18 protein-coding genes are annotated in these 22,185 nt (G+C 44.5%); 7 read left to right on the top strand and 11 right to left on the bottom strand.

Going from position 1 to position 22,185, the window contains the following annotated elements; translation table 11 throughout:
- Positions 1–35: 35 nt before the first annotated feature.
- The 4 genes from argS to speE form a co-directional block, all read right to left on the bottom strand.
- Entirely contained in the window at positions 36–1,706 is a 1,671-nt protein-coding gene (gene argS, locus E2491_RS15230) for an arginine--tRNA ligase (protein ID WP_134376486.1), read from the bottom strand.
- Complete coding sequence (locus E2491_RS15225) at positions 1,703–2,137, bottom strand: YwiB family protein (protein ID WP_166805905.1); 435 nt, start codon at positions 2,135–2,137, stop codon at positions 1,703–1,705. The genes argS and E2491_RS15225 overlap by 4 nt, the downstream gene beginning before the upstream one ends.
- A 377-nt stretch (positions 2,138–2,514) precedes the next feature.
- Positions 2,515–3,387, bottom strand: coding sequence for an agmatinase (speB, locus tag E2491_RS15220; protein ID WP_134376484.1), 873 nt, complete (start codon positions 3,385–3,387; stop codon positions 2,515–2,517).
- Positions 3,388–3,400: 13 nt separating this feature from the next.
- The gene (gene speE / locus E2491_RS15215; protein ID WP_134376483.1) at positions 3,401–4,231 is read right to left on the bottom strand and encodes a spermidine synthase; all 831 of its coding nucleotides are present in this window, start codon (positions 4,229–4,231) and stop codon (positions 3,401–3,403) included.
- A gap of 862 nt (positions 4,232–5,093) precedes the next feature.
- Here speE and E2491_RS15210 point away from each other — a divergent pair.
- Positions 5,094–7,154: a transglycosylase domain-containing protein gene (locus E2491_RS15210; protein ID WP_134376482.1), complete on the top strand. Its 2,061-nt coding sequence runs from the start codon at positions 5,094–5,096 to the stop codon at positions 7,152–7,154.
- Positions 7,155–7,313: 159 nt separating this feature from the next.
- Here the strand turns inward: E2491_RS15210 and E2491_RS15205 are convergent, their stop codons facing one another.
- Entirely contained in the window at positions 7,314–7,829 is a 516-nt protein-coding gene (locus E2491_RS15205) for a YwhD family protein (protein ID WP_134376481.1), read from the bottom strand.
- A 159-nt stretch (positions 7,830–7,988) separates the two neighbouring features.
- Between E2491_RS15205 and E2491_RS15200 the strand changes: the two genes are divergently transcribed.
- On the top strand, positions 7,989–8,177 hold the full coding sequence (locus E2491_RS15200; protein WP_134376480.1) for a 2-hydroxymuconate tautomerase: 189 nt from the start codon (positions 7,989–7,991) through the stop codon (positions 8,175–8,177).
- Positions 8,178–8,566: 389 nt separating this feature from the next.
- Here E2491_RS15200 and E2491_RS15195 read toward each other — a convergent pair whose 3' ends face one another.
- From E2491_RS15195 to E2491_RS15185, 3 genes are read right to left on the bottom strand one after another with little or no spacing between them, the layout of a single operon-like run.
- Complete coding sequence (locus E2491_RS15195; RefSeq protein ID WP_134376479.1) at positions 8,567–10,429, bottom strand: PTS fructose transporter subunit IIABC; 1,863 nt, start codon at positions 10,427–10,429, stop codon at positions 8,567–8,569.
- Positions 10,426–11,346, bottom strand: coding sequence for a 1-phosphofructokinase (gene pfkB / locus E2491_RS15190; protein WP_134376478.1), 921 nt, complete (start codon positions 11,344–11,346; stop codon positions 10,426–10,428). The genes E2491_RS15195 and pfkB overlap by 4 nt, the downstream gene beginning before the upstream one ends.
- Positions 11,343–12,092, bottom strand: coding sequence for a DeoR/GlpR family DNA-binding transcription regulator (locus tag E2491_RS15185; protein WP_134376477.1), 750 nt, complete (start codon positions 12,090–12,092; stop codon positions 11,343–11,345). Before E2491_RS15185 ends, pfkB begins: the two co-directional genes overlap by 4 nt.
- 189 nt (positions 12,093–12,281) lie before the next feature.
- Here E2491_RS15185 and E2491_RS15180 point away from each other — a divergent pair, with 189 nt between their 5' ends.
- From E2491_RS15180 to E2491_RS15160, 5 genes are all read left to right on the top strand, one after another.
- A complete protein-coding gene (locus E2491_RS15180; RefSeq protein ID WP_134376476.1) occupies positions 12,282–13,310 on the top strand; it encodes an ArsR/SmtB family transcription factor in 1,029 nt (342 codons plus the stop codon).
- The gene (locus tag E2491_RS15175; protein ID WP_134376475.1) at positions 13,303–14,532 is read left to right on the top strand and encodes an MFS transporter; all 1,230 of its coding nucleotides are present in this window, start codon (positions 13,303–13,305) and stop codon (positions 14,530–14,532) included. The genes E2491_RS15180 and E2491_RS15175 overlap by 8 nt, the downstream gene beginning before the upstream one ends.
- A gap of 548 nt (positions 14,533–15,080) precedes the next feature.
- On the top strand, positions 15,081–16,160 hold the full coding sequence (locus tag E2491_RS15170; protein ID WP_134376474.1) for a Fe(3+) ABC transporter substrate-binding protein: 1,080 nt from the start codon (positions 15,081–15,083) through the stop codon (positions 16,158–16,160).
- A gap of 669 nt (positions 16,161–16,829) precedes the next feature.
- On the top strand, positions 16,830–18,416 hold the full coding sequence (locus E2491_RS15165; protein WP_134376529.1) for an ABC transporter permease: 1,587 nt from the start codon (positions 16,830–16,832) through the stop codon (positions 18,414–18,416).
- A gap of 1 nt (position 18,417) precedes the next feature.
- Complete coding sequence (locus E2491_RS15160) at positions 18,418–19,134, top strand: ABC transporter ATP-binding protein (RefSeq protein ID WP_134376473.1); 717 nt, start codon at positions 18,418–18,420, stop codon at positions 19,132–19,134.
- A 51-nt stretch (positions 19,135–19,185) separates the two neighbouring features.
- Here the strand turns inward: E2491_RS15160 and E2491_RS15155 are convergent, their stop codons facing one another.
- From E2491_RS15155 to E2491_RS15145, 3 genes are all read right to left on the bottom strand, one after another.
- A complete protein-coding gene (locus E2491_RS15155) occupies positions 19,186–19,689 on the bottom strand; it encodes a YwgA family protein (protein WP_134376472.1) in 504 nt (167 codons plus the stop codon).
- An 18-nt stretch (positions 19,690–19,707) separates the two neighbouring features.
- The gene (locus E2491_RS15150; RefSeq protein WP_134376471.1) at positions 19,708–21,015 is read right to left on the bottom strand and encodes an HD domain-containing protein; all 1,308 of its coding nucleotides are present in this window, start codon (positions 21,013–21,015) and stop codon (positions 19,708–19,710) included.
- Positions 21,016–21,253: 238 nt separating this feature from the next.
- A complete protein-coding gene (locus E2491_RS15145; protein ID WP_134376470.1) occupies positions 21,254–21,478 on the bottom strand; it encodes a YuzB family protein in 225 nt (74 codons plus the stop codon).
- Between the last annotated feature and the right edge of the window lie 707 nt (positions 21,479–22,185).

The raw sequence follows: 22,185 nt of genomic DNA, 5'->3' as shown, positions 1-22,185 counted from the left end.
AAAACGCAAAGCGTCTATCCAGTCTTTTTGATTCCTTACATTTTCTCAGGAGCCGCAACACCAATCAGCTTTAATGCATTGCTGATCGTCTGGCGCACAGCCTGAATCAGGTTCAGACGTGCTTTTGTCAGCTCAGGTGCTTCAGGGTCAAGTACTTTATTCGCATTGTAGAAACTGTGGAACGCAGAAGCAAGCTCGTTAATATACGTGGCCACACGGTGAGGCGTACGCATCTCAGCAGCTGAACCGACAACCTGCGGGAATTCCCCAAGCTTTTTCAGAAGATCGATTTCTTTTTCCGTGCCAATCAGTGACACGTCCGCCTGATCTGCAAAGCTGAAACCATTTTCCTCAGCCTGGCGAAGAATGCTGCAAATACGGGCATGCGCATATTGAGCATAGTAAACCGGATTTTCGTTTGACTGTGAAACAGCAAGATCAAGGTCAAAGTCCATGTGTGAATCACCGCTTCTCATCGCAAAGAAGTAGCGCACGGCATCAAGACCAACCTCGTCAACAAGCTCACGCATCGTCACGGCTTTACCCGTACGCTTACTCATCTTCATCTTTTCGCCGTCTTTATACAGCTGAACCATCTGGATGACTTCCACCTCAAGATCATCACGGTTGTAGCCAAGTGCCTCAACAGCCGCCTTCATACGAGGAATGTACCCGTGGTGATCGGCTCCCCAGATATTGATGACTTTCTTAAAACCACGCTCAAACTTATCACGGTGATAAGCAAGGTCAGGTGTCAGATATGTGTAAGATCCGTCATTCTTAATCAGCACGCGATCCTTATCATCGCCAAGCTCAGTTGAACGGAACCACGTCGCACCGTCCTCTTCATAAACGTGCCCATTCGCCTTTAACACTTTAAGCGCGTCATCGATTTTACCGCTCGTATAAAGAGACGTTTCTGAGTACCATACATCAAAAGGAACGCGGAATGCTTCAAGATCATCCTGCAGTTTTTTGAGCTCGTATTTTAAACCGTATTCACGGAAAAATTCGTAGCGCTCTTCTTCAGATGCCTGAACGTACTTATCACCGAACTCTTCTGCCAGCGTATTGGCGATACCGATAATATCAGCACCGTGATAGCCGTCCTCAGGCATTTCCATATCCTTGCCGAGCGCCTGGAAATAGCGGGCTTCCACTGATTTTGCCAGGTTGTGAATCTGATTGCCGGCGTCATTAATATAATATTCACGCGTAACATCGTAGCCTGCTTTTGAGAGTACGTTACATAGTGAATCACCTACAGATGCCCCGCGTGCATGTCCAAGGTGAAGATCGCCTGTCGGGTTCGCTGATACAAACTCAACCTGAACCTTTTCACCTTTTCCTGTATTTGTTTCACCGTAAGCGTCTCCTGCTGTCAGGATTGCTGGAATCAAGTCAGTCAGGTAAGAATTATCCATGTAAAAGTTGATAAAACCAGGTCCGGCAATATCGACCTTTTGAATCGACGCCTTAGACTGATCAAAGTTTTCAACGAGTTCTGTAGCAATCTGGCGAGGTGCTTTTTTCGCAACACGCGCAAGCTGCATCGCCATATTCGTAGAGAAATCTCCGTTTGCTTTATCCTTAGGCGTTTCTAAAATCACCTCGGGAAGCTGATCTTCTGTTGCCAATCCCGCTTTTAAAACGGCATCCTTAATTTCCTGCTTTAACTTTTCCTGAATTTCAATTGCAATGGTCATCCCTGTGCTGCCTCCTTGTAATCAATCGTCATATCATAAGAACCGACGCTGCTGCCCTGCATTTCGAGTCCGTATCGAATATGAAAACGGCCCTTTTCTGAGCCTGGTGTTGTATGGGTATAAATTTTTGTATCTGTGATCATGGATAGCGTGCCGTACTCGCTCTCATAGGAGCTCATCATTTTATCGCCCCGTCTGAAGGCAAGCCGCATTTTCAAAGCACCGCTTCTCAGGATAACGGCACTGTCTTCTTCCATTTTTACAATGGTACGGACTGTTCCGGCTTCCTGAGTTTCATCGTATTTTAAATAGTGAATATCGTTTTTTTGAATCCATTCGCCTTCTGAGCGGAAGGATAGTGCTTCTTTTGAGCCGTCCGGCTGGGTAATCACCGTGGTGAGGTGAATGGATACGGGTGTCGAGTTTTCCACTGGTCTCACTCCGTTTCGTCCGAATTATTAACCTTACTATTATAGAAAGGAATGCTTGAAAATGCAATGTGAAGTGGAGGAAAGGTAGGGATGGATTTTTCAGGGAAATTGTTGTGTTCGTATAGAACCGTGCCGGAACCGTCCTTCCCGCTGTCTAGCTCCGATGGGGAGGGCCAGGATTTTTCGTGAGAGTTGTTTAATAATGAGGTTAAGTTGTTAAATAACTTAGGAAAGTTGTCAAATAAAGCAAAAGAGTTGTTGAATAATCGGAATAAGTTGGCAAATAACCTCAAAGAGTTGGCAAATAAACCTGCTGGACGAGTTGCCTCTGCTTTTCATTAGAAAAACTGCCCTGATGATCAGGACAGTTTAGCGTTTTATTTTACAAATCCAAGCAACATTTCGCGTAGGAGTTTGCTGGCTGTGTTGGCTGTTTGTTCTGAGTTGTCGTAGACGGGTGCGACTTCTACGAGGTCGGCTCCGATGACGTTGACGTCTGATCCTGCAATGGCGTGAATGGATGCGAGGAGTTCACGTGATGTGATTCCGCCAGCGTCCACTGTGCCTGTTCCAGGTGCGTGAGCCGGATCAAGTACGTCGATGTCGATTGTGACATAAACTGGACGTTCTGCAAGGGTTGGCAAGATTTCTTTTAATGGCTCAAGTACGTCAAATTTTGAAATGTGCATGCCATTTTCTTTTGCCCACTCGAATTCTTCTTTCATGCCTGAACGGATACCGAATGAATAGACGTTGTTCGGTCCGATATGCTCGGCGATTTTGCGGATTGGTGTGGAGTGTGACAGCTCCTCTCCTTCATAATCCGTGCGAAGGTCGGTGTGGGCATCCATGTGAATAATCGCGAGGTCCTTATATTTTTTCGCCGCAGCCTTCATCACCGGCCACGATACAAGGTGCTCCCCACCCATACCTAATGGGAATTTCCCATCCTTAAAAAGGGTGTCGAGATACTTTTCGATTAAGTCAATACTCTTATACGGGTTTCCGAATGGCAGCGGAATATCCCCTGCATCGAAATATTTAACGTCATCCAGCTCGCGGTCGAGATACGGGCTGTATTCTTCGAGACCAATTGAAACTTCACGGATGCGGGCCGGGCCAAAACGGGAGCCTGGACGGTAGCTGACGGTCCAGTCCATCGGCATACCGTAGATGACTGCCTGGCTCTCTTCATAACTCGGGTGACTTTTAATAAATACGTTACCTGAATACTGCTCATCAAATTTCACAGCAGGTGCCTCCTTATTCCGTTAAATCCTTCACGAATTTCGGCAGCACGAATGAAGCATTGTGAAGCTCTTTCGTGTAGTATTTCGTGTCGATTTCGTGGAAACGCTCTTCCGCCACTTTTAACGGGTCATGCTTTTTAGAGCCAAGTGTAAACGCCCATAGACCGCTTGGGTACGTTGGGATATTCGCTGTGTAAAGGCGTGTGATCGGGAAAATTTCCTTCACATCACTCATGACCTGTTTGATCAAATCCGCTTTAAACCAAGGATTGTCAGACTGCGCAACAAAGATGCCGTCTTCCTTCAGCGCTTTTGAAATACCTGAGTAGAATCCTTTTGTAAACAGGTTTACTGCCGGTCCAACAGGCTCAGTAGAATCAACCATGATTACGTCATACACGTTTTCACTTTCAGCAATGTGCATAAATCCGTCGCCTACGATCACTTCAACACGCTCATTTTCAAGATCGCCTGCAATCTCAGGAAGGTATTTCTTCGAATACTCGATTACCTTTCCATCAATTTCAACCAGCGTCGCTTTCTTTACAGATGGGTGCTTCAGCACTTCACGGATCACGCCGCCGTCTCCACCGCCAACAACGAGTACATTCTCAGGGTTCGGGTGCGTAAATAATGGAACGTGCGCCACCATTTCGTGGTAAACGAACTCATCTTTTTGTGAAGTCATGACCATGCCGTCAAGAAACAGCATATTGCCCCACTCTTCCGTTTCAGCCATTTCAAGCAGTTGGAAGTCAGTCTGTTCCGTATGAAGCGTCTGCTTCACCTTCATCGTAATTCCGAAATTCTCTGTTTGCTTTTCTGTAAACCAGAATCCAGCCATTTTGCATATCTCCTTTATGATCCATATCGTTTGCCCTGCCAGTAAGCAGCACCTTTATTTCAATCGTTTTCCGAGTCTATCAGCAACATCGTTTCGTGTTTTCCACAACACAAAAAATTAAAACACACATGAGAAAAAGTATAGAGAAAAATACACAGAATTCAAGCTATTTTTTGAGGATGTTTAAAAAGGTGAAAACAGGCTCATACTATTCCGAAAAGCGGAGGTTCGCGTTTAGCGGCGTATGCGGTGGACTGAAGCGATTAAGATAAAGGAAACACAGCGAACGCAGGGAGCTGATGTTGACTTATCGAAATGAGCTGAGGGAAGCGCACTAGCCGCTGCGAACCGGAGCTGGACATCAGGAAAAGTGGAGGCGACTCGTCCAGCCCCGACAAACATAAGGCGAAGATGAAAAGAGGGCTGATCTTCGCCCTCGTTCAGCTTTGACTTATGACCTCGAGGGGCTAGTCGCCGCAGCTAGACATCACGAAAAGCGGAGGCGTGCGTTTGTTAACTTCCAAGGGAAGTTTGGACACTTTTGGTCGATACTTGGTCACTTTCAGAGTATGTTTGGTCACTTTCCAACTAAACTTGGACACTTTATGCCTCAGCTTGGTCACTTTCGTGAAATTCAACTGCAAATCGGAACAGGGAACGAAAAATTAGTGATGCACAAGCAAATCATTTTGCATTAGACCACTTTTCTTGATTATTTGACCACTTTTTATAGTTATTTAACTACTCTTTGAAGTTATTTGACCACTCTTTAAGGTTATTTGACCACTCTTTGCTCTTATTTAACTACTCTCAAAAAAATCACTCTATAAAAGCACTTTAAAATCGCCAGGAGGTGGGGCTAATGGGTCGTATATCGAGAAGAAGGCGGAGGAAGCGTTTCAGGATTTTGCAGTTAGCTGTTCTGACGCTGTTTGTGTTCAGTTTTTTATGGGGTGGCACGATTCTTGCGCTCTACTTTTATGCCAAAACGACCGGTCCGCCTTCGATTGCGGTTTCACAATCTACGCTGATTCTAGATGCGAATGATGAGATAATTGGTGAGCGGACTTCGGGCGAGAAGCGTTACTGGATGCCGCTTGAGGATATTTCGCCTCATGTTGTCAAGGCGACGCTTGCTGTTGAGGACCGGAAGTTTTATGACCATAAAGGGTTTGATTTCACCCGGATTGCCGGCGCAGCGATTGCTGATATTAAAGCCATGGCAAAGGTGCAGGGTGCGAGTACGATTACGCAGCAGTATGCACGGAATCTTTATTTGACTCATGATAAAACGTGGACCAGAAAGCTGAATGAGGCCTTGTACACGATTCGTCTGGAATGGAATTATGAGAAGGAAGATATTCTGGAGGGTTATTTGAATACGATTTATTACGGTCACGGGATGTATGGAATTGAGGCAGCGAGCCGCTATTATTTCGGGGTGTCTTCTGAGGATTTGACGCTCGCCCAGGCTGCGATGCTTGCCGGGGTTCCGAAATCCCCTTATGGCTATTCCCCTCTTGAAAATTTCGACGAGGCGAAGGAACGACAGGAACTTGTTCTGTCTGTGATGCAGAAAAATGGTGATCTGTCAGCTGACGAGGCAAAAAAGGCGAAGAAAGAGGAGCTTGTCGTAGCCGTGACCGCTGCTGCTGAAATGCTCGGGACTGCACCTTATTTTCAGGAGGCCGTCTGGCAGGAGCTTGAACAAATCGAGGGACTGGAGCCTTACTATTTAAAGTTTGGCGGTCTTAAAATTTATACGACACTGGATTCAACACTGCAAAAAACCGCTGAAGAAACAGTAGCTGAAAGAATGCCCGCTGAGACTGAGCTTGAGGTTGCTTTTGCAGCGATTGATCCTTCAAACGGTTATGTAAAAGCAATGGTAGGTGGACGTAATTATGAAAACAGTCCATTTAACCGTTTCACTCAGGCAAAAAGACAGCCGGGTTCAACCATCAAACCTATTTTGTATACAGGTGCACTCGAACGCGGATTCACGCCTGCTACGACAATGAAAAGCGAGCCGACGACCTTTTATTATGATGAAGGCAGGAGTGAATATGCGCCGCTGAATTTTAATCATAAATTTGCTAATGATGCCATTACGCTCGCTCAGGCGATTGCGATCTCGGATAATATTTATGCGGTGAAAGCGCACCAGTTTTTAGGCGGAGAAGTTTTGCAAAAAGAAGCTAAGAGATTCGGACTGTCCACCCCTGTATCTGAACTGCCTTCTGCAGCACTCGGTACGTCTGAAGTTGTGCCGCTTGAAATGATTCATGCCTATTCGGTATTCGCCAATGACGGCAAAAGAACGGAGCCGGTGTTAATCCGCAAGATCGAGGATGCGGATGGAAAAGTCATTTACGAGCAGAAGCAGAAGGACAAGCAGGCACTCGATCAGAAGACCGCGTTTGTGATGACACATATGCTGACGGGCACGTTTGACCCTGTGCTAAATGATTATTCGACCGTGACCGGTATTACCTTATTGGATCAGAAAACCCGTGAGTACGCAGCAAAATCTGGGACAACCAATTCTGATCAATGGATGATCGGTTATTCACCTACGTTAACTGCCGGCGTATGGACCGGATATGATGATGCACGTGAGCTGACATTGTCTGAGGATAAGGCTGCAGCAAAGTCGATCTGGATTGACTTTATGGAAAAAGCGCATGCGAAGCAGCCGGAGAAATTTTTTGTTCCTCCAGCCGGTGTCCGTGCCGTTCAGATGGATCCCCACACAGGTCTTTTAAATGCTGCATCATGCGGCAATGAACCGCGCACGGCTTATTTCCTGGAATCAACTGAACCCGTGGAGGATTGTGAAGGAAATACAGTCGCGCCACCCGGAGAACCGGTGATTGAGCAGGAGGAAAATGAAAACTGGCTCGGCCGATTGTTTGGTGAGTAATAAAAAAGGACACAAAAAATCCCGAGGTGTGCGGCCTCGGGTTTTTTCGTGTCCTAGCTACATAGTTATGCAACTGTAAGTAAAGTTTACTCCCTTTCACGATGTCAGGCAATACGCGATGGCAGTTTTACGGAATCCGTCACAATTTGTTCAATAATGTCAGGTTTCGATTGACAAGAGCGCCTGATGAAGTTCAGGTTCTGATGCATGCCAGAACGCTTCATTATGGTTCTTTAAAAAGTCAGCCAGTACTTTTTTAGACGGCTCATCCATATGGTCGACGATGATCTTACGTTTCATCGATTTGTCCATCCGGTTCACATGGTCAGCCAGAATTTTATAGCCTCTGCGCTTCTCACGATTGACCACCATTTCACACGCTGTCACGCCCGCGTAGTATGGTCCTTCAGGCTTACGGTCGATGGTTACCCAGACGAGCCAGTAATCCTTTCCGCCTTCTGAGTCTTCACGATTCACGGTGAATTTAATACCTTTCTCCACTTTTGATCGCGCGTGCATCGCACCAATATCAACCTCTGCCTCCCGCTCGGCTACATCAATAATGACCGGTGAAACATTATCAAGGCTGAGCGCTCCGACACCAAAGCCTCCGTGGCCGTCTGTCGGATCATTTTTAATGATGTTAAATCCAATATTCTTCTTTTTCTCAGACATCCCGTCCACTCCTTTTATAAAACTAACTGATTGTTCAGTTAAATAATTTGTTTTTAATGCTAATGCGTTTACAATAATAAAAGATCGTATCCGTTTCGATTGTATCACATTTTCAAATGCCGATACGATGCTGACACTTTTAAAGGAGATGACCAAGATATGCCGTATGTAACTGTTAAAATGCTTGAAGGCCGTAACGAAGAGCAGAAAAAAGCGCTTGTGGAAAAAGTCACTGACGCTGTGGTTGAAACGACTGGCGCGTCAAAGGATAAGGTTGTTGTGTTTATTGAAGAAATGAGCAAAAACCATTATGGTGTAGCGGGTAAACGTTTGAGTGACAGCGAATAATTGGATTGAAAAAGCCTTTATGCGATGAAAGCATAAAGGCTTTTAAAATATGTGACGGAACATTCCATCATGGCTGTTTAAATAGCCGGTGAGCTTCGCGCAAGGCGGACGCTTTCCGAATCCGGACGGTGAACATCCTAGTCGCTTCGCGCCGTCGGAGGTTCACCTGTCCTTTTCCGCCGAGGGGAGTCGCAGCCTTCTTTTCTGTTGATAGACAAGCCATTAATGTTGATCAATTATTAAATAACACTCAATTTGTTGATAGCCGACCAAGTTCTGTTAATAGACAACGAAAAAACGTCGATAGCAGCTCGCATTCTGTTGATCGTGGCGAACTTTCTGTTGATCGCCAACACCATTTCCGTCGGAAGCCTATCTATCTTTCACCATCAAGGCTGAACCGGCTTTTTCAACAACCCAACCGTGACGGCTGTTACGACTGTTCCGATCAGGATTGCGAGTGCATACAGGCCGATGTTTGTGAAGGCACCTTCGAGGGTTCCGAAGACGAAAATTCCGCCGTGTGGTGCGCGCAGTGCCAGATCAAACCAGAGTGTCAGTCCACCTGCTACCGCTGAGCCAAGGACGGCTGACGGAATCACACGGAGCGGGTCGGATGCCGCAAAAGGTAATGCTCCTTCTGTGATAAAGAAAGCACCAAGGAAATAGGCAGAGACACCTGTTTTTCGCTCCTGCTCATTAAACTTTTTACGGAAAAGTGTTGTGGCAAGAGCCATTCCGAGCGGAGGTACCATCCCTCCGGCCATTACTGCTGCCTGCGGTCCAAATTGACTGTCAGCCGCTACGGCAAGTGCAAAAGCATACGCTGCTTTATTAATCGGACCACCCATATCAACCGCCATCATCCCACCTAACAACAGTCCTAAAAGAGCAAGGTTTCCTGTACCAAGGCCGCCAAGCCAGTTGATCACACCCTGGTTAATTGCACTTAAAGGCTGTACCGCCCAGTACATAATCAGACCTGTAAACAAAATACCAAAAAGTGGATAAATCAATACAGGTTTTAAGCCATTAAACACCTGTGGTAACCCTGAGAAAACACGTTTCAAGCCGACTACGAGATAACCTGCCAGGAACCCGGCGATAATCCCGCCAAGGAAGCCAGCTCCACTTGAAGCTGCCATCAAACCGCCGACCATACCTGGTGCAAACCCCGGACGATCTGCAATACTCATTGCAATAAACCCGGCTAAAACAGGAACGATAAGGAAAAAGGCATTTTCACCACCAATGTAGCTTAAAATATCTCCAATCGCCGAACGCTCACCCGTGATCTGATCTTCAAACAGGAAGGACAGCGCGATTAAAATCCCTCCACCTACGATAAACGGTAGCATGTTGGAAACCCCGTTCATCAGATGCTTGTACACACCTGTCCGGCCTTTTGCCTGACCCTCTTCTTTCTTTTCCGTACTGCCGCTTCCCTGATAAACAGGTGCATCCTGGTTCACAGCGCGTGTGATCAGCTGCTCAGTTTTGCGGATGCCGTCTGTGACCGGTACTTCAATGACACGTTTTCCTTTAAAGCGCTCCATTTCAACCTTCGTATCAGCTGCTACAATGATCGCAACAGCGTTTTCAATTTCTTCTGCCGTCAGCACATTTTTCGCACCGTCAGAGCCGTTTGTTTCAACTTTAATGGAAACATTCATCTCTTTGGCTTTATTTTTCAGTGCATCTGCTGCCATATAAGTATGGGCGATTCCAGTTGGACACCCTGTTACAGCAAGAATTTGTCCCTGCGATGAAGAGGACACCTGCTCCTCTTCAGCCTCTTCCTCTTCAAAGCGTGAAATTAAGCTGATCACGTCATCTGGTGTTTTAGCATCTAACAGCCCCTGCTTCACCTCTTCTTTTAAAAGCAGAACCGACAAGCGGCTGAGTGCCTGAAGGTGAGTATCATTAGCCCCTTCTGTTGCTGCAATCATGAAGACGAGGTGTGCAGGCTGTCCGTCAAGTGACTCATAATCAAGTCCTGACACTGAGCGGCCAAAGGCGATCGCCGGTTCTTTTACTGCTTTTGTTTTAGCGTGAGGAATCGCCACTCCTTCACCAATACCGGTTGTTGTCTGATCCTCCCTCGCCTGAATGGCTTCACGATAAGCCTTCGCATCGTTCAGCTTTCCAGCGCGGTCCAGCAGGTCGACCATTTCATCAATGGTGCCCTGCTTCTCAGTTGATGCAAGTGACAGCTGAATCGTTTGTTTGGTTAATAGATCGGTTATTTTCATGATTCTGACCCCCTTATGTTTACCAGTGGCTGATAGTGTTCGATATCATTTATTGTGGCAAGTCCTTCTGAAAATGCAGTAGCCGCTCCGCATGCCATGCTGAGTGAGAACGCCTCTTTGATTGATAACCCTCTTTTCAGACCGGCTAAAAACCCTGCGACGGATGAGTCACCTGCTCCGACACTGTTTACGAGTTTACCGGCAGGTGGTTCAGCTATATAAACATCATCTTTATAAATCAATACGGCCCCTTTTTCAGCCATCGAAATCATCAAGTACTCAATATTATGATGATTGTAAAATTGACGCCCGTGTTTGACCGCTTGCTCAATGGTGTTGATTTCCTCACCAACGTAGCCAGCGAGTTCCTTATGGTTGGGTTTTATGAAATGCAGCGGTATCTTCAGCGCCGGCTCCAGCAGAGCTTTCTCCGCATCAATGACAACCTTCATCCCAAGACCGTGTGCCTTTTCAGCAAGCAGACCGTAAAGATTTTTCGGAACACTTGCCGGAATACTGCCGGCGAGTACGAGAATATCTCCTTCTCCGTAGCGGCCAACGAGTTCAAATAATGCCTCAATACTGCTCTCGCTAATGGCGGGACCTGAAGCATTAATTTCAGTCTCCTCATTTGTTTTCAGCTTAATGTTGATGCGGGAAGGCTCTTGTACTTGAATAAAATCTGCCGTAATCTTTTTTTCACTAAGCGACTGCTCAATAAATTGTCCGCTGAAACCGCCAGTGAATCCGGTTGCTGTACTGTGCACCCCGAGCTCCTTCAATACCTGAGATACATTAATGCCTTTTCCCCCTGCAAAAAAAGCAGTATCTTCCGTTCGGTTTAACCCACCCTGGTGAAGGCTGTCCAACCTCACAACGTAATCTACTGAAGGATTTAGTGTGACGGTTAAAATCATGATCTCACCTCTTTTACAGTCGTTTGCTTAAGGTAAAATGAAGCATTTTCCTCAAATTCTTCTGTGATGAGTGTCGCATCCTGCAGCTCTCCGAATCTGGCAAAAGCAATCTCTCCAATTTTTTCAGCATCGGCCAACACGTACACTTCCCTTGAAAGGCTCATTGCTTCTGCTTTCACCTGCGCTTCTTCCGGATCCGGTGTCGTATAGCCTGACTCATAATGGACACCATTCGTCCCCATAAATGCTTTGTCGAATCGGTAAGCTCTTAAAGAATCAATCGCCCCTCTTCCGATCAGCGCATTCGTTTTCGGTTTAATCACACCACCCGTTAAATAAGTTCGAATCCCTTTTTGCATAAGCGCTTCAACATGCATCAGCCCATTGGTCACAACAATGAGATCGTCTTCAGATAAAAACTCAACCAGCTGCCTTGTCGTCGTTCCTGCGTCAAGGAAAATACAGTCACCTTTTTCAATGAAAGATGCCGCTAAACGCGCAATTTCTTTCTTCTGATGAAGGTTTTTGGCTGATTTTTCATCCATGCTCGGTTCGTCCGTCATACGTTCCATCAGCCTTGCCCCACCGTGGATCCGCTTAATAAACTTCTTTTTCTCAAGCTCTGTCAGATCACGCCTGATCGTTGATTCAGAGGCTCCAGTCGCCTCGATCAGGTCCTGGATCTTTACCGTTTCCCGTGACTTCACTTTATTTAAAATGATGGAATACCGTTCTTCAGTCAGCATATCCATCCTCCTTTTCCTGCTATCTTTGAATTCATTATAAAGAGAACGCTTACAAAAATCAATCAAAAATAATCAAAAACATTCAAAAACGTTCATGAAAATTTTTATTTTATAAATATGAAATTAAATAAAGGTTTTATTCTATATTTATAGAATTAATAGTTAACAGAAACTAGAAAGGATGATTGTATGAATCTTTTAACGCAAGGTGTACCTGATAAACGAATCGAGACAGCGTTCAAACATTTAAGTCTTTATGAAGCTGCGCTTGGACTTGCCGCTTATACATATTCAGAGATTAGACATACGTTAGAAGTGAAGGAGAAAAAATGGACAGATTTAGTTTCAGCACTTGCACCTGACTCCATTAAGGAAATCGAGTATTGCACAAAACACAACACTTGGAGAATGCTTCTTCAGTTAATCGGTCATTACGGGGAGGATGATCTTGCAGGGTTTGTTACATACATCAATGCGTTACATAACTCGGATTTGATCTTTAAGGCCCTGCCTCCAGTCGGAACGTCCGGCCAAAGAAAGCTTTTTTCAATCGGGGACAGAGATGCATTTGAATCACTTATCAAAGAATATAAAAATGATTCATTTTTCAATCCGTATCTTCAATTTTTAAAAGAAGTGAATACTCCCATACTCAAAAAACACCTTCTTACTCTCATGTCTGACTGGTACAGAGCCTGGGCGATTAATGAACAAACAAGGTATGAGACCGCCATGATAAAGGAGAGACAACGCATCAATAAGATGAAATCGCCGGCGAAGCACCTTTATCAAAAAGTGTTAGGTGATTCATTTCAGCCTCCGATTGGCGTCACAAAGATCGAATTGGTTCCACACCTGATTTACAGACCCTGGACCATTCAAACCATGCATGATGACAGACTCATCGTGCACTACCCTGCTGATGATTCCAGTCTGTTAGATGAATCAGATCAGGCAGCGCTCGTATTATTCCATAAAGCGCTTGCTGACGAAAACAGAATTCTGCTAATCAACCGGTTAAGTAACAAAGCACACTCATTAAATGAATTGAGTCAGGAGCTATCAGTCGGAAAGTCTACCATTCATCACCATCTTGCCATTCTGAGATCTGCCGGCATTGTTGTTTTAAAGGATCAACGATATTCATTAAAATCAGACGTTCTTAAAGAGCTGCATATGCGCTCAATGAATCGGCTGGGTCTGGACTCTTATGAATAAATTTTTGTTGTTAAAAAACCGGTCATTCCGCTCTTTGTATATCGGACAAACGCTATCAGAATTCGGAGGGGCAGTTGGAGCCCTGATGAACGCTCTGCTACTTTATGAGATTACCGGATCAAAAGCAGCGATGGGGACCCTTTGGCTTTTATATTTCATCCCGTCACTGGTCATCCAGTTGGGAGCCGGTCCGTTCATTGACCGGTTCAGTCGTCAAAGGCTGATGATTGTCGTTCAGATGATTCGTTTCTGGACCTTCCTCCTTCCTGCCCTGCTGTACTTATCCGGTCATCTGGAGCTCTGGGTTTTATTTTTCATTCAGATAGTACTTGGGATCGTCCAGCCTCTTTATACACCTGCAGGACTTGCATTGCTGCCTGCTATTTTACATAACGAGGATCTTGTTAAAGGAAACGCCTGGATGGACGGAACAATGAGGCTCATGAGTTTTCTTGCACCTCCTGCAGGAGCCGTTCTGATTACATTGACAGACACTGCATGGCTGTATGGAATCGTAGCATTACTTTTCCTGCTTAGCGCCCTCGGGTTAAGAACGTTAAATGAGCCGCAACGGACCCTCAATGTTCGGAGCTCATGGAGCAGTCAGATTCAGAAAGGGTATCAGCTTTTCTGGCACCATAAAACGTTAGTGTGGCTTACTGTTTTTTCAGGCCTTGTTCAATTCGGTGTCGGTGTAACACTCGTGATCAATATTCCTTTTATTATGGATGAACTCAATCAGTCAACAGTGGCTTACGGTTGGTTTGCGGGGATGTTTCCGTTGGGATATGTGATTGGCGCTTATCTGACAGGAAAACTTACACTGCCTTTCTCGAAGCAGAGGGTTATGTTTCTTGGACTTTTTGCAGGAGGACTCTCATTTGCAGGTTTAGCTGTCAGCCCGAACTTTGCCTTCGCCCTAATATGCGAGCTTTTAGGAGGCATTTTCTTCCCATTCTTCAACATACATAACGCCGCCTTCTTTCAGCGGTCTGTGACAAATGAGCAGGCAGGGGTTTTATTTTCAATAAGACTTTTAATTGTCAGGTTGTCCATGCCAGCAGGAATTGCAGTCGGCACACTTCTCGTGGGGACCACCGATATGCGCCCGCTCTACCTTTTGATCGGTCTGCTGATCATGACTCCTGCTCTGATTGGTTTTACACACCCTTATTTCAGTCGCTTTAGTGAGACCTCTTCTCCTGAGAGGAAAATCGGATGATATCAGCAGATTTCAACTGATAACTTTCACAATCAGACACGGGCTTTCTTTCGGTAAAGGAGCCAGTATGTAAATTAAGCACTGGCTCCCTCCATGAAGATTGCTGTTTGGGAAATGCGGACACTCCCTAAAAGGTTGGGAATTGTCCTGTTATGATAAGTTATTACATCGAACCAGGATTTATTTGTATTGATTCAAAAATTAATTGTAACGTTCACACTTGCAACGAGGTTTTTTGTCACGATTCAAGAAATAATTGTACTGATGAAACGTACATTTGTATCGTTCTGGAAATTAAATGTACGATTCCGGCTCTCTCCCTTACACTTTTCAGATTTGCACCGTTTTCATAACGTCAAGCGCACCAACAAAATGCCTGGCTATATCAAGTTGCACTTTCACACAAAGCTTCCCCTCTCTAAATCCCTGAAAAAACAAAAATAAAAAGAAATATGTAATTACCTATTGACCTGAGAATGATTATCATTATAATTTGAATAGTGCTGATAATTATTTTCAATTAAATTTCGACATAAGGAGTGCACATAATGAAAAAAGTTTGGTACTTATTCGGTTTAACGTTGATCCTTGCGATCCTGACTGCATGTGGCAATTCAGGTGAAGAAGAGTCGACTTCAAATGAAAGCGGTTCTTCAAACGAAACTGAAGAATCAGCTGGCGAAGTAAATCTTTACACTGGCCGTCACTATGACACTGACCAGGCGCTATATGATCAATTTACAGAAGAAACAGGCATTGAAGTTAATGTCATTCAAGGTGAAGACGATGAGCTAATTGCCCGCCTGCAACGTGAAGGACAAGCTTCTGAAGCTGATGTATTTATGACAGCTGATGCTGGACGTTTACACCGTGCAAAAGAACAGGAGCTTCTGCAGCCACTTGAAAGCGATGTTTTAAACGAAAACATTCCGGAAAACCTGCGTGATACTGATAATCAATGGTACGGTTTAACCAAACGTGCACGTATCATCGCTTACCACCCAGACCGTGTAAATCCTGAAGAAATCCAGAACTATTCTGACCTTACAAGCGAAAATATGGCTGGACGCGTGTTGATCCGTTCATCTGAAAACATTTATAACCAATCACTAATGGCTTCTATGATCTCAATTGATGGTGAAGAGGCAGCAAAAGAATGGGCTCAGGGAATTGTCAACAACATGGCCCGCGATCCTGAAGGTGGAGACCGCGACCAGGCAAAAGGTATTGCTTCTGGTGAAGGTGATGTAGCTGTAATGAACACATACTACCTTGGCCAAATGTTAAATTCAGAAGATGAAGAAGAAGTAAAAGTAGCTGAACAGCTTGAAATTGTTTTCCCGAACCAGGATACAACTGGTACACACATCAACATCAGTGGTGCCGGTATCACTGCTAGCAGCAAAAACGTTGAAAATGCTCAGAAATTCATTGAGTTCCTTTCATCTGAATCTGCACAGGAGCAATTCGCAGAAACTAACTACGAATACCCTGCCAACCCTAACGTAGAAGCATCTGAGCTTCTTCAAAGCTGGGGCGAGTTCAAAGAGCAGGACCTGAACCTGACTGAACTTGGAGAAAACAACAACCGTGCCATCCAGATCATGAACGAAGTTGGCTGGAAGTAAGATTATTTTAACGAAATAGAATGTCAAAAAGGTACTTACACTCTTTAATGGTGTAAGTACCTTTTTTTGTATCAGCTATGATGGAATATTTACAGTAACATTTTTCTTGAGTAATGCCTATGACAGCCGTGTCACCACAGAGAAAAAGCAAGAATTTCCTAAGCAATGTTTTTAAATAACCGCTAGCTTTCTCAAGGGATTTAGGGAATGATGGAATCCATTTGAATAGTGAAGGAAATCTGTTCTCAATTGAAGGAATCCACTAAGTGTAAGGATGGGAAAAATAGCGAATGAAGGTTGAATGATTGAATTATTTTTTCATAAGAGGGAATGATGTCCTGGAAAGAAGGAATTAAAATCTTAAAAACACGAATAAGTTCCTTAAGTGAAGGAATAGGAATCGACAACCCACACCCACCAACGCCACTTTTGTCACACGATGTTCAAATAAACCCCCAATTTAGCTAAAAACCTGCCCGATTTTACATATTCCACCTCGTAAACCACCACGAATAAAGCCTTTTCATCTATACAAAACAAATGAGAACTGTTATCATTATCAGGGACGGTTTATGTTAAACCGGAGATTTGAATTGTTTTAAGGACGTGTCCCTTTTGAAGCTGTTTCGTAAATTACCTGGCTATTTAAATATCTGGACCGTTCTCAGTATGATCATTGTGATCCTGATTCTGCTACCGAACTTGACGATTCTCGTTAACTTCTTTACAGAACGAGCAGAAAACTGGGAGCACATCCAGGAATTTATCCTGCCTAATCTACTTAAAAATACTAGTTTAATCATGATATTCACCGGATTATTTGCCATTTTAATCGGAACGAGTCTTGCCTGGCTTGTGTCAGCCTATGATTTTCCGATGAAACGATTTTTCAAATGGGCATTAATTCTGCCACTTGCGATTCCGCCTTATATTGCAGGTTACACATATAACGGAATCCTGGACTATACCGGCGTGATCCAGACCACCTTGCGAAACAACTGGGATATTACCGTGAATCAGTCTTACTTCAATATCCTGAATATGCCGGGTGCAATCTTTATTTTCACATTATTTTTGTTCCCTTACGTTTACACGATTACGCGTGCATTTTTATCTCACCAGTCCGCTGCACTCGTTGAAAATGCGCGGCTGCTTGGACGAAATGCATGGGAGATTTATTTCCGCGTCGTGCTTCCGATTTCCCGCGGAGCCATTGTTGGCGGTGTCAGTCTCGTACTGCTAGAGGTGTTAAATGATTATGGGCTCGTTTCTTATTTCGGGGTTCCAACCTTCAGTACTGCGATTTTCCAGACGTGGTTTGGTATGAATGACCTGAATTCCGCTATAAAGCTTTCAGCAACATTAATGTTTATCGTTTTTGCCATTTTAATTTTGGAAAAAGTACTGCGCGGTCGTAAAAAGTACAGTACGACAACAGCGAAAGTCCGGCCGCTCACACCGATTAAGCTTCAGGGTGCAAAAGCCTGGACGGCATTCAGCTATTGTTTATTTATTTTTATGCTCGGATTTTTAATCCCGTTTATCCAAATGATTGACTGGACGATTCTGACGTTTGAAAAAATCGCATCTCCTGTATTTACACAGCTGATGATGAACTCACTGCTGGTCTCTTTTGTTGGAGCTGCACTCGTGATGGTGTTTGCGGTTATTATCGCGAACTTCTCGCGTATGCACCAGAGCGTATTTTCAAAATCAGCAGCCCGTGTGACGATTCTCGGTTATTCGATTCCCGGCGCCGTCATTGCGGTTGGAATCAGCACAGTGTTTATCGATATCGATAACTTCCTGTTTAACTTTTATGATTCAATGGGGATGGAAGCTTCCCTTTTCTTAAGTACAAGCCTGTTTATCTTAATTTCCGCCTATATTATCCGATTCCTCGCGATCGGCTACAACTCGGTTGAGGCCGGATTTGATAAAATCGGGAACAAATATACGGAAGCTTCGAGAATGCTTGGGATGAACTTAACAAAGACGTTTTTTAGAGTCGATCTGAAAATGATTAAAGTACCGATTATCAGCGGGTTTATTCTCGCATTTATAGATATTTTAAAAGAACTGCCGCTCACCTTGATTTTACGTCCATTTAACTTTGACACCTTAGCCACAAAAGCATATCAGTATGCAAATGATGAACAAATACAGGAAGCTTCATTAGCTTCGATCATCATCGTCGTCATCAGCGCCATTGCGATCTATGTATTTCATCAAGTTTTAGAAAAGGAGCCGAAATAATATGTTCGTACAAATCAAAGACTTATGCTTCTGTTACGGAAACACAAAACAAAACACAATTAATCAGTTTCACCTCGAAATTCAGCAGGGTGAGATTATTTCAATACAGGGAGACAGCGGTAGCGGTAAAAGTACAGTTCTAAGACTTCTATGCGGACTTGAGGTTCCTTCTAAAGGTATGATTACGATTGATGGCGAAGTGATGACAGACGACCGCCGCTTCGTATTACCGGAAAAGCGCGGAATCGGAATGGTATTCCAGGATTACGCACTGTTCCCTCACATGACCGTGCTTGAAAACATTCAATTCGGCCTGAAAAAATACAGCCGCAAAGCGAAAAAACAGCGTGCTGACGAAGTGCTTGAGCTCGTTAATATGACATCATACGCAAAACGTTATCCGCACGAACTAAGCGGCGGACAACAGCAGCGTATTGCTCTTGCACGCGCACTTGCTCCAAAGCCTTCACTTCTGCTGCTGGACGAGCCATTCAGTAACCTGGATGCCGGGCTTCAGATCAAAATCCGGAGCGAGCTGAGAGAAATCATCAAAAAAACAGGTATCACCTCTATTTTCGTTTCGCATGACCTTGAAGATTCCAAAGCCATCGCCGACCGGATCGTCACCATGCGTGACGGCGCAGCCCACAACTGGGAATCCATCTGTACGACAACACGAAAAGAAAAGCCTGAGCTTCATCTGGTTGAGTCTAAATAAATTTAAAAAGGCATGGCGCATCCGCGTCATGCCTTTTTATTTGGTCATGCATCAAACAAGCTGATTCAATTGCTCTATGTATGCCAAAGCTTCCGCTATTTCTTCATCCATGTAATTCTGTTTGGCTTTTACCTTCTGCACCTTCTCAATACGCGCATCCATCTCAAGCGTATCGAAATAAAGCAGCGTAGAGACAAGCTCCAGAAAACGGGACGACTGTTCGTTCAGGTTTTTCAGGAACGGTGTAAGATTCTCAGCGGCTAGTTCATTCTGCGCCTCTAAAAACGCCTGTCCTTCTTCTGTCACTTCATAACGGTACTGATAATAGCCGCTCTTCTTCTCATTAAATTCTTTAATGAACCCCATATTGCAGAGCTCCTCCACACGCAATGTAAGCTCCTCTGAATACGGTCCGAAAAAATGAAACTGATATTTTTCATGAAAAGCATAATTGTGCTTTTTGGCAATAAAGATGATCTTCTGAAGCTTCTTTCTGCCGACAATCTCCCCCAGGGCAGAAAACGCCTTCATCAGTCTGGCGTGATCCTTCATCATGGCTGGCTCTCTCCTTTATTAATGCTCACTAACCCCTAAAATGGCACGGATTTTTTCTTTCGTTTCTTTATGACTGGAATCATCCATCAGATAATCCTTTGGATAATAAAGTTTATGATCTGTTCTTCTTTTCCCTGAAATCGCATCTACAATCTCAGATTGACGCGATAATTCCCGAAGCTCACCATTTGGCATGAGCAGGTGAATCGGTACCCGTTCCTCTTCTTCACCCGGCCGGTAAAAATCATATGGAAGATCAGATGAGGAATCCACCACAAGGTAATACTCCGGATCAAGGTCTGCTTCCCTGAACAGCTGCTCAAGCTTATTCAGCTTTTTATATTCCTTCGACGGATCAAATTCAACGTATTTAAACAGGCGCCGCTGCATAAAACGGTGACAGAGGTCGCTTAAAATCGGATCCTTCTCCTCTTCCCACATTTGAAAATAGTACATCACGATGGACTCATCGAGATTCAAATAATCTTTAAGCGTAACGTTTCCTGAGAACATCGACATAAAATGCCTTGGTTCATAGGCGAATTCATAGCCATGCTCACTCAGCTCTTTTGCCCGGTGAAGAATCTTGGTCAGAATGACTTCAGAACTTCTCGTTACAGGATGGAAGTATACCTGCCAGTACATTTGATAACGGCTCATAATGTAATCTTCAACGGCATGCATCCCGCTTGATTTGATGACAACCTGATCCTCTTTTGGACGAAGCACGCGCAAAATCCGCTCCATATCAAAATGACCGTAGCTGACCCCGGTAAAATAAGCATCACGCTGCAGGTAATCCATCCGGTCTGCATCAATCTGACTCGAAATCAGGCTGATTACACGCTTGTTATCATAGGTTTTCGCAATGACATCTGCGACCTGCTGAGGAAATGCTGATGATACTTTTTTTAGTACAGCATTCACTTCTGTATCCCCTAAAATAATCGCCTGGGTAAACTCCTCATGGTCTAATTCAAACACCTTTTCAAAAGAATGCGAGAACGGACCGTGACCGAGATCATGCAAAAGCGCAGCACAAAGACATAACAACCGCTCGCTGTTATCCCATTCCGGGCGTGGCGCAAAAACATCATCCACGATACGGCGGATAATTTCATAAACCCCAAGTGAATGATTAAACCGGCTGTGCTCTGCCCCATGAAATGTCAGATACGTCGTGCCGAGCTGACGGATTCTTCTCAGACGCTGAAACTCACGTGTTCCGATTAAATCCCACACCACCTGATCGCGCACATGAATGTAGCGGTGAACCGGATCCTTAAACACTTTCTCTTCGGCAAGCTTTTGCATCGCATACGTCATCGCTGTCCCTCTTCTCTATCTTCTTTTTATTATATCGGGTAATTTTTTCTCTTCACGTCTTGACAAATTCAGACGTCTTTCGAACGCCGGCGTCTCAATTTTTGAGACAGAAAATAAATTTTTTGCTTCAAAATGGAGTCTTTGCTCTCCACCATCAACATCGTTTTATCGTAAAAAGAAAACAGCCGTCTGCCTCAAAAGTCAGTTGATTGACAGTGACGCAGCGGCCGGGATGTAATTATTTCTTCAATTTTGCTTGAACCTTGTCCATCAGTTCATCTTCAGTCAATGCCGCGACTGGGCGATTATTGACAAAGGCAAAGGTCTTTTTACGGCCTGGACCGCAGTATGACTGGCACCCTATATCAAAGGAAGCTTCGGGATCCAACTCTTTCAGCTTCGGAATCAATGTTTTTACATCAACGGCTTGACAATCATCGCAAACCCGAAATTCGTTTGCCATTTGCCGACAACCCTTTCCTGTTGAAACTTTTTTCACTACCTGTCATTGTACCGATTCAGATAGCTGATTTCAAGATAAGTGAGAAGGAGTTCAGTGATTGTTCAAGGAAACTTTGATTACCCGGGTGTACTCCATACGCGAACCCTAATCTAAATTAAATCGGCTGTGTTCGCGTATGCAGAGGACATTTTCTGATCGTGAGCGTTTTATCAGGAAAACAGACTGAGACGTGTGATGCCGGCGTAGTCCATTTATCACTGAACTCACGAACTTTTCTTCCAAACTGACGAATTCCATTGACAAGCTCACAAACTGCCGCCGTAACCTCACGAAAGTATCATCTATCCTCACAAACTTCAGCTTTAAGCTCACGTCACCTAAGTGCCTTCCATACGCGAGCATTGATGATGACAAGTATCCAGCTAAGTTCGCGCATGCATAAAGTAATTTCTGGTCGTGAGCGTGCTATCCGGAAAACAGACTGAGATGTGTGATGCCAGCGTAGTCCATTTATCACTGAACTCACGATCTTTTTTGTAAGCTCACGAAACCCTCGACGGAACTCACGAACTATCTGTATAACCTCACGAACTTCACCCCGAAACTCACGAAACTCCCGCTCAACCTCACGTTCCATCACCACGATGTATATAAAAGGAGAATGCCGGAAAGAATGACTCATAGAAAGATTAAAAGATTGGAGTGTT

It is taken from the genome of Jeotgalibacillus sp. R-1-5s-1 (assembly GCF_004405105.1).
GTDB lineage: Bacteria > Bacillota > Bacilli > Bacillales > Jeotgalibacillaceae > Jeotgalibacillus.
This window is presented reverse-complemented; position numbering and strand designations above follow the sequence as displayed.

Coding starts and splice junctions, on each gene's coding strand:
- argS (WP_134376486.1), bottom strand. CDS start 1,706: ATGACCATTGCAATTGAAATTCAGGAAAAGTTAAAGCAGGAAATTAAG.
- speE (WP_134376483.1), bottom strand. CDS start 4,231: ATGGCTGGATTCTGGTTTACAGAAAAGCAAACAGAGAATTTCGGAATT.
- E2491_RS15210 (WP_134376482.1), top strand. CDS start 5,094: ATGGGTCGTATATCGAGAAGAAGGCGGAGGAAGCGTTTCAGGATTTTG.
- E2491_RS15205 (WP_134376481.1), bottom strand. CDS start 7,829: ATGTCTGAGAAAAAGAAGAATATTGGATTTAACATCATTAAAAATGAT.
- E2491_RS15200 (WP_134376480.1), top strand. CDS start 7,989: ATGCCGTATGTAACTGTTAAAATGCTTGAAGGCCGTAACGAAGAGCAG.
- E2491_RS15195 (WP_134376479.1), bottom strand. CDS start 10,429: ATGAAAATAACCGATCTATTAACCAAACAAACGATTCAGCTGTCACTT.
- pfkB (WP_134376478.1), bottom strand. CDS start 11,346: ATGATTTTAACCGTCACACTAAATCCTTCAGTAGATTACGTTGTGAGG.
- E2491_RS15185 (WP_134376477.1), bottom strand. CDS start 12,092: ATGCTGACTGAAGAACGGTATTCCATCATTTTAAATAAAGTGAAGTCA.
- E2491_RS15180 (WP_134376476.1), top strand. CDS start 12,282: ATGAATCTTTTAACGCAAGGTGTACCTGATAAACGAATCGAGACAGCG.
- E2491_RS15175 (WP_134376475.1), top strand. CDS start 13,303: ATGAATAAATTTTTGTTGTTAAAAAACCGGTCATTCCGCTCTTTGTAT.
- E2491_RS15170 (WP_134376474.1), top strand. CDS start 15,081: ATGAAAAAAGTTTGGTACTTATTCGGTTTAACGTTGATCCTTGCGATC.
- E2491_RS15165 (WP_134376529.1), top strand. CDS start 16,830: ATGATCATTGTGATCCTGATTCTGCTACCGAACTTGACGATTCTCGTT.
- E2491_RS15160 (WP_134376473.1), top strand. CDS start 18,418: ATGTTCGTACAAATCAAAGACTTATGCTTCTGTTACGGAAACACAAAA.
- E2491_RS15155 (WP_134376472.1), bottom strand. CDS start 19,689: ATGATGAAGGATCACGCCAGACTGATGAAGGCGTTTTCTGCCCTGGGG.
- E2491_RS15150 (WP_134376471.1), bottom strand. CDS start 21,015: ATGACGTATGCGATGCAAAAGCTTGCCGAAGAGAAAGTGTTTAAGGAT.
- E2491_RS15145 (WP_134376470.1), bottom strand. CDS start 21,478: ATGGCAAACGAATTTCGGGTTTGCGATGATTGTCAAGCCGTTGATGTA.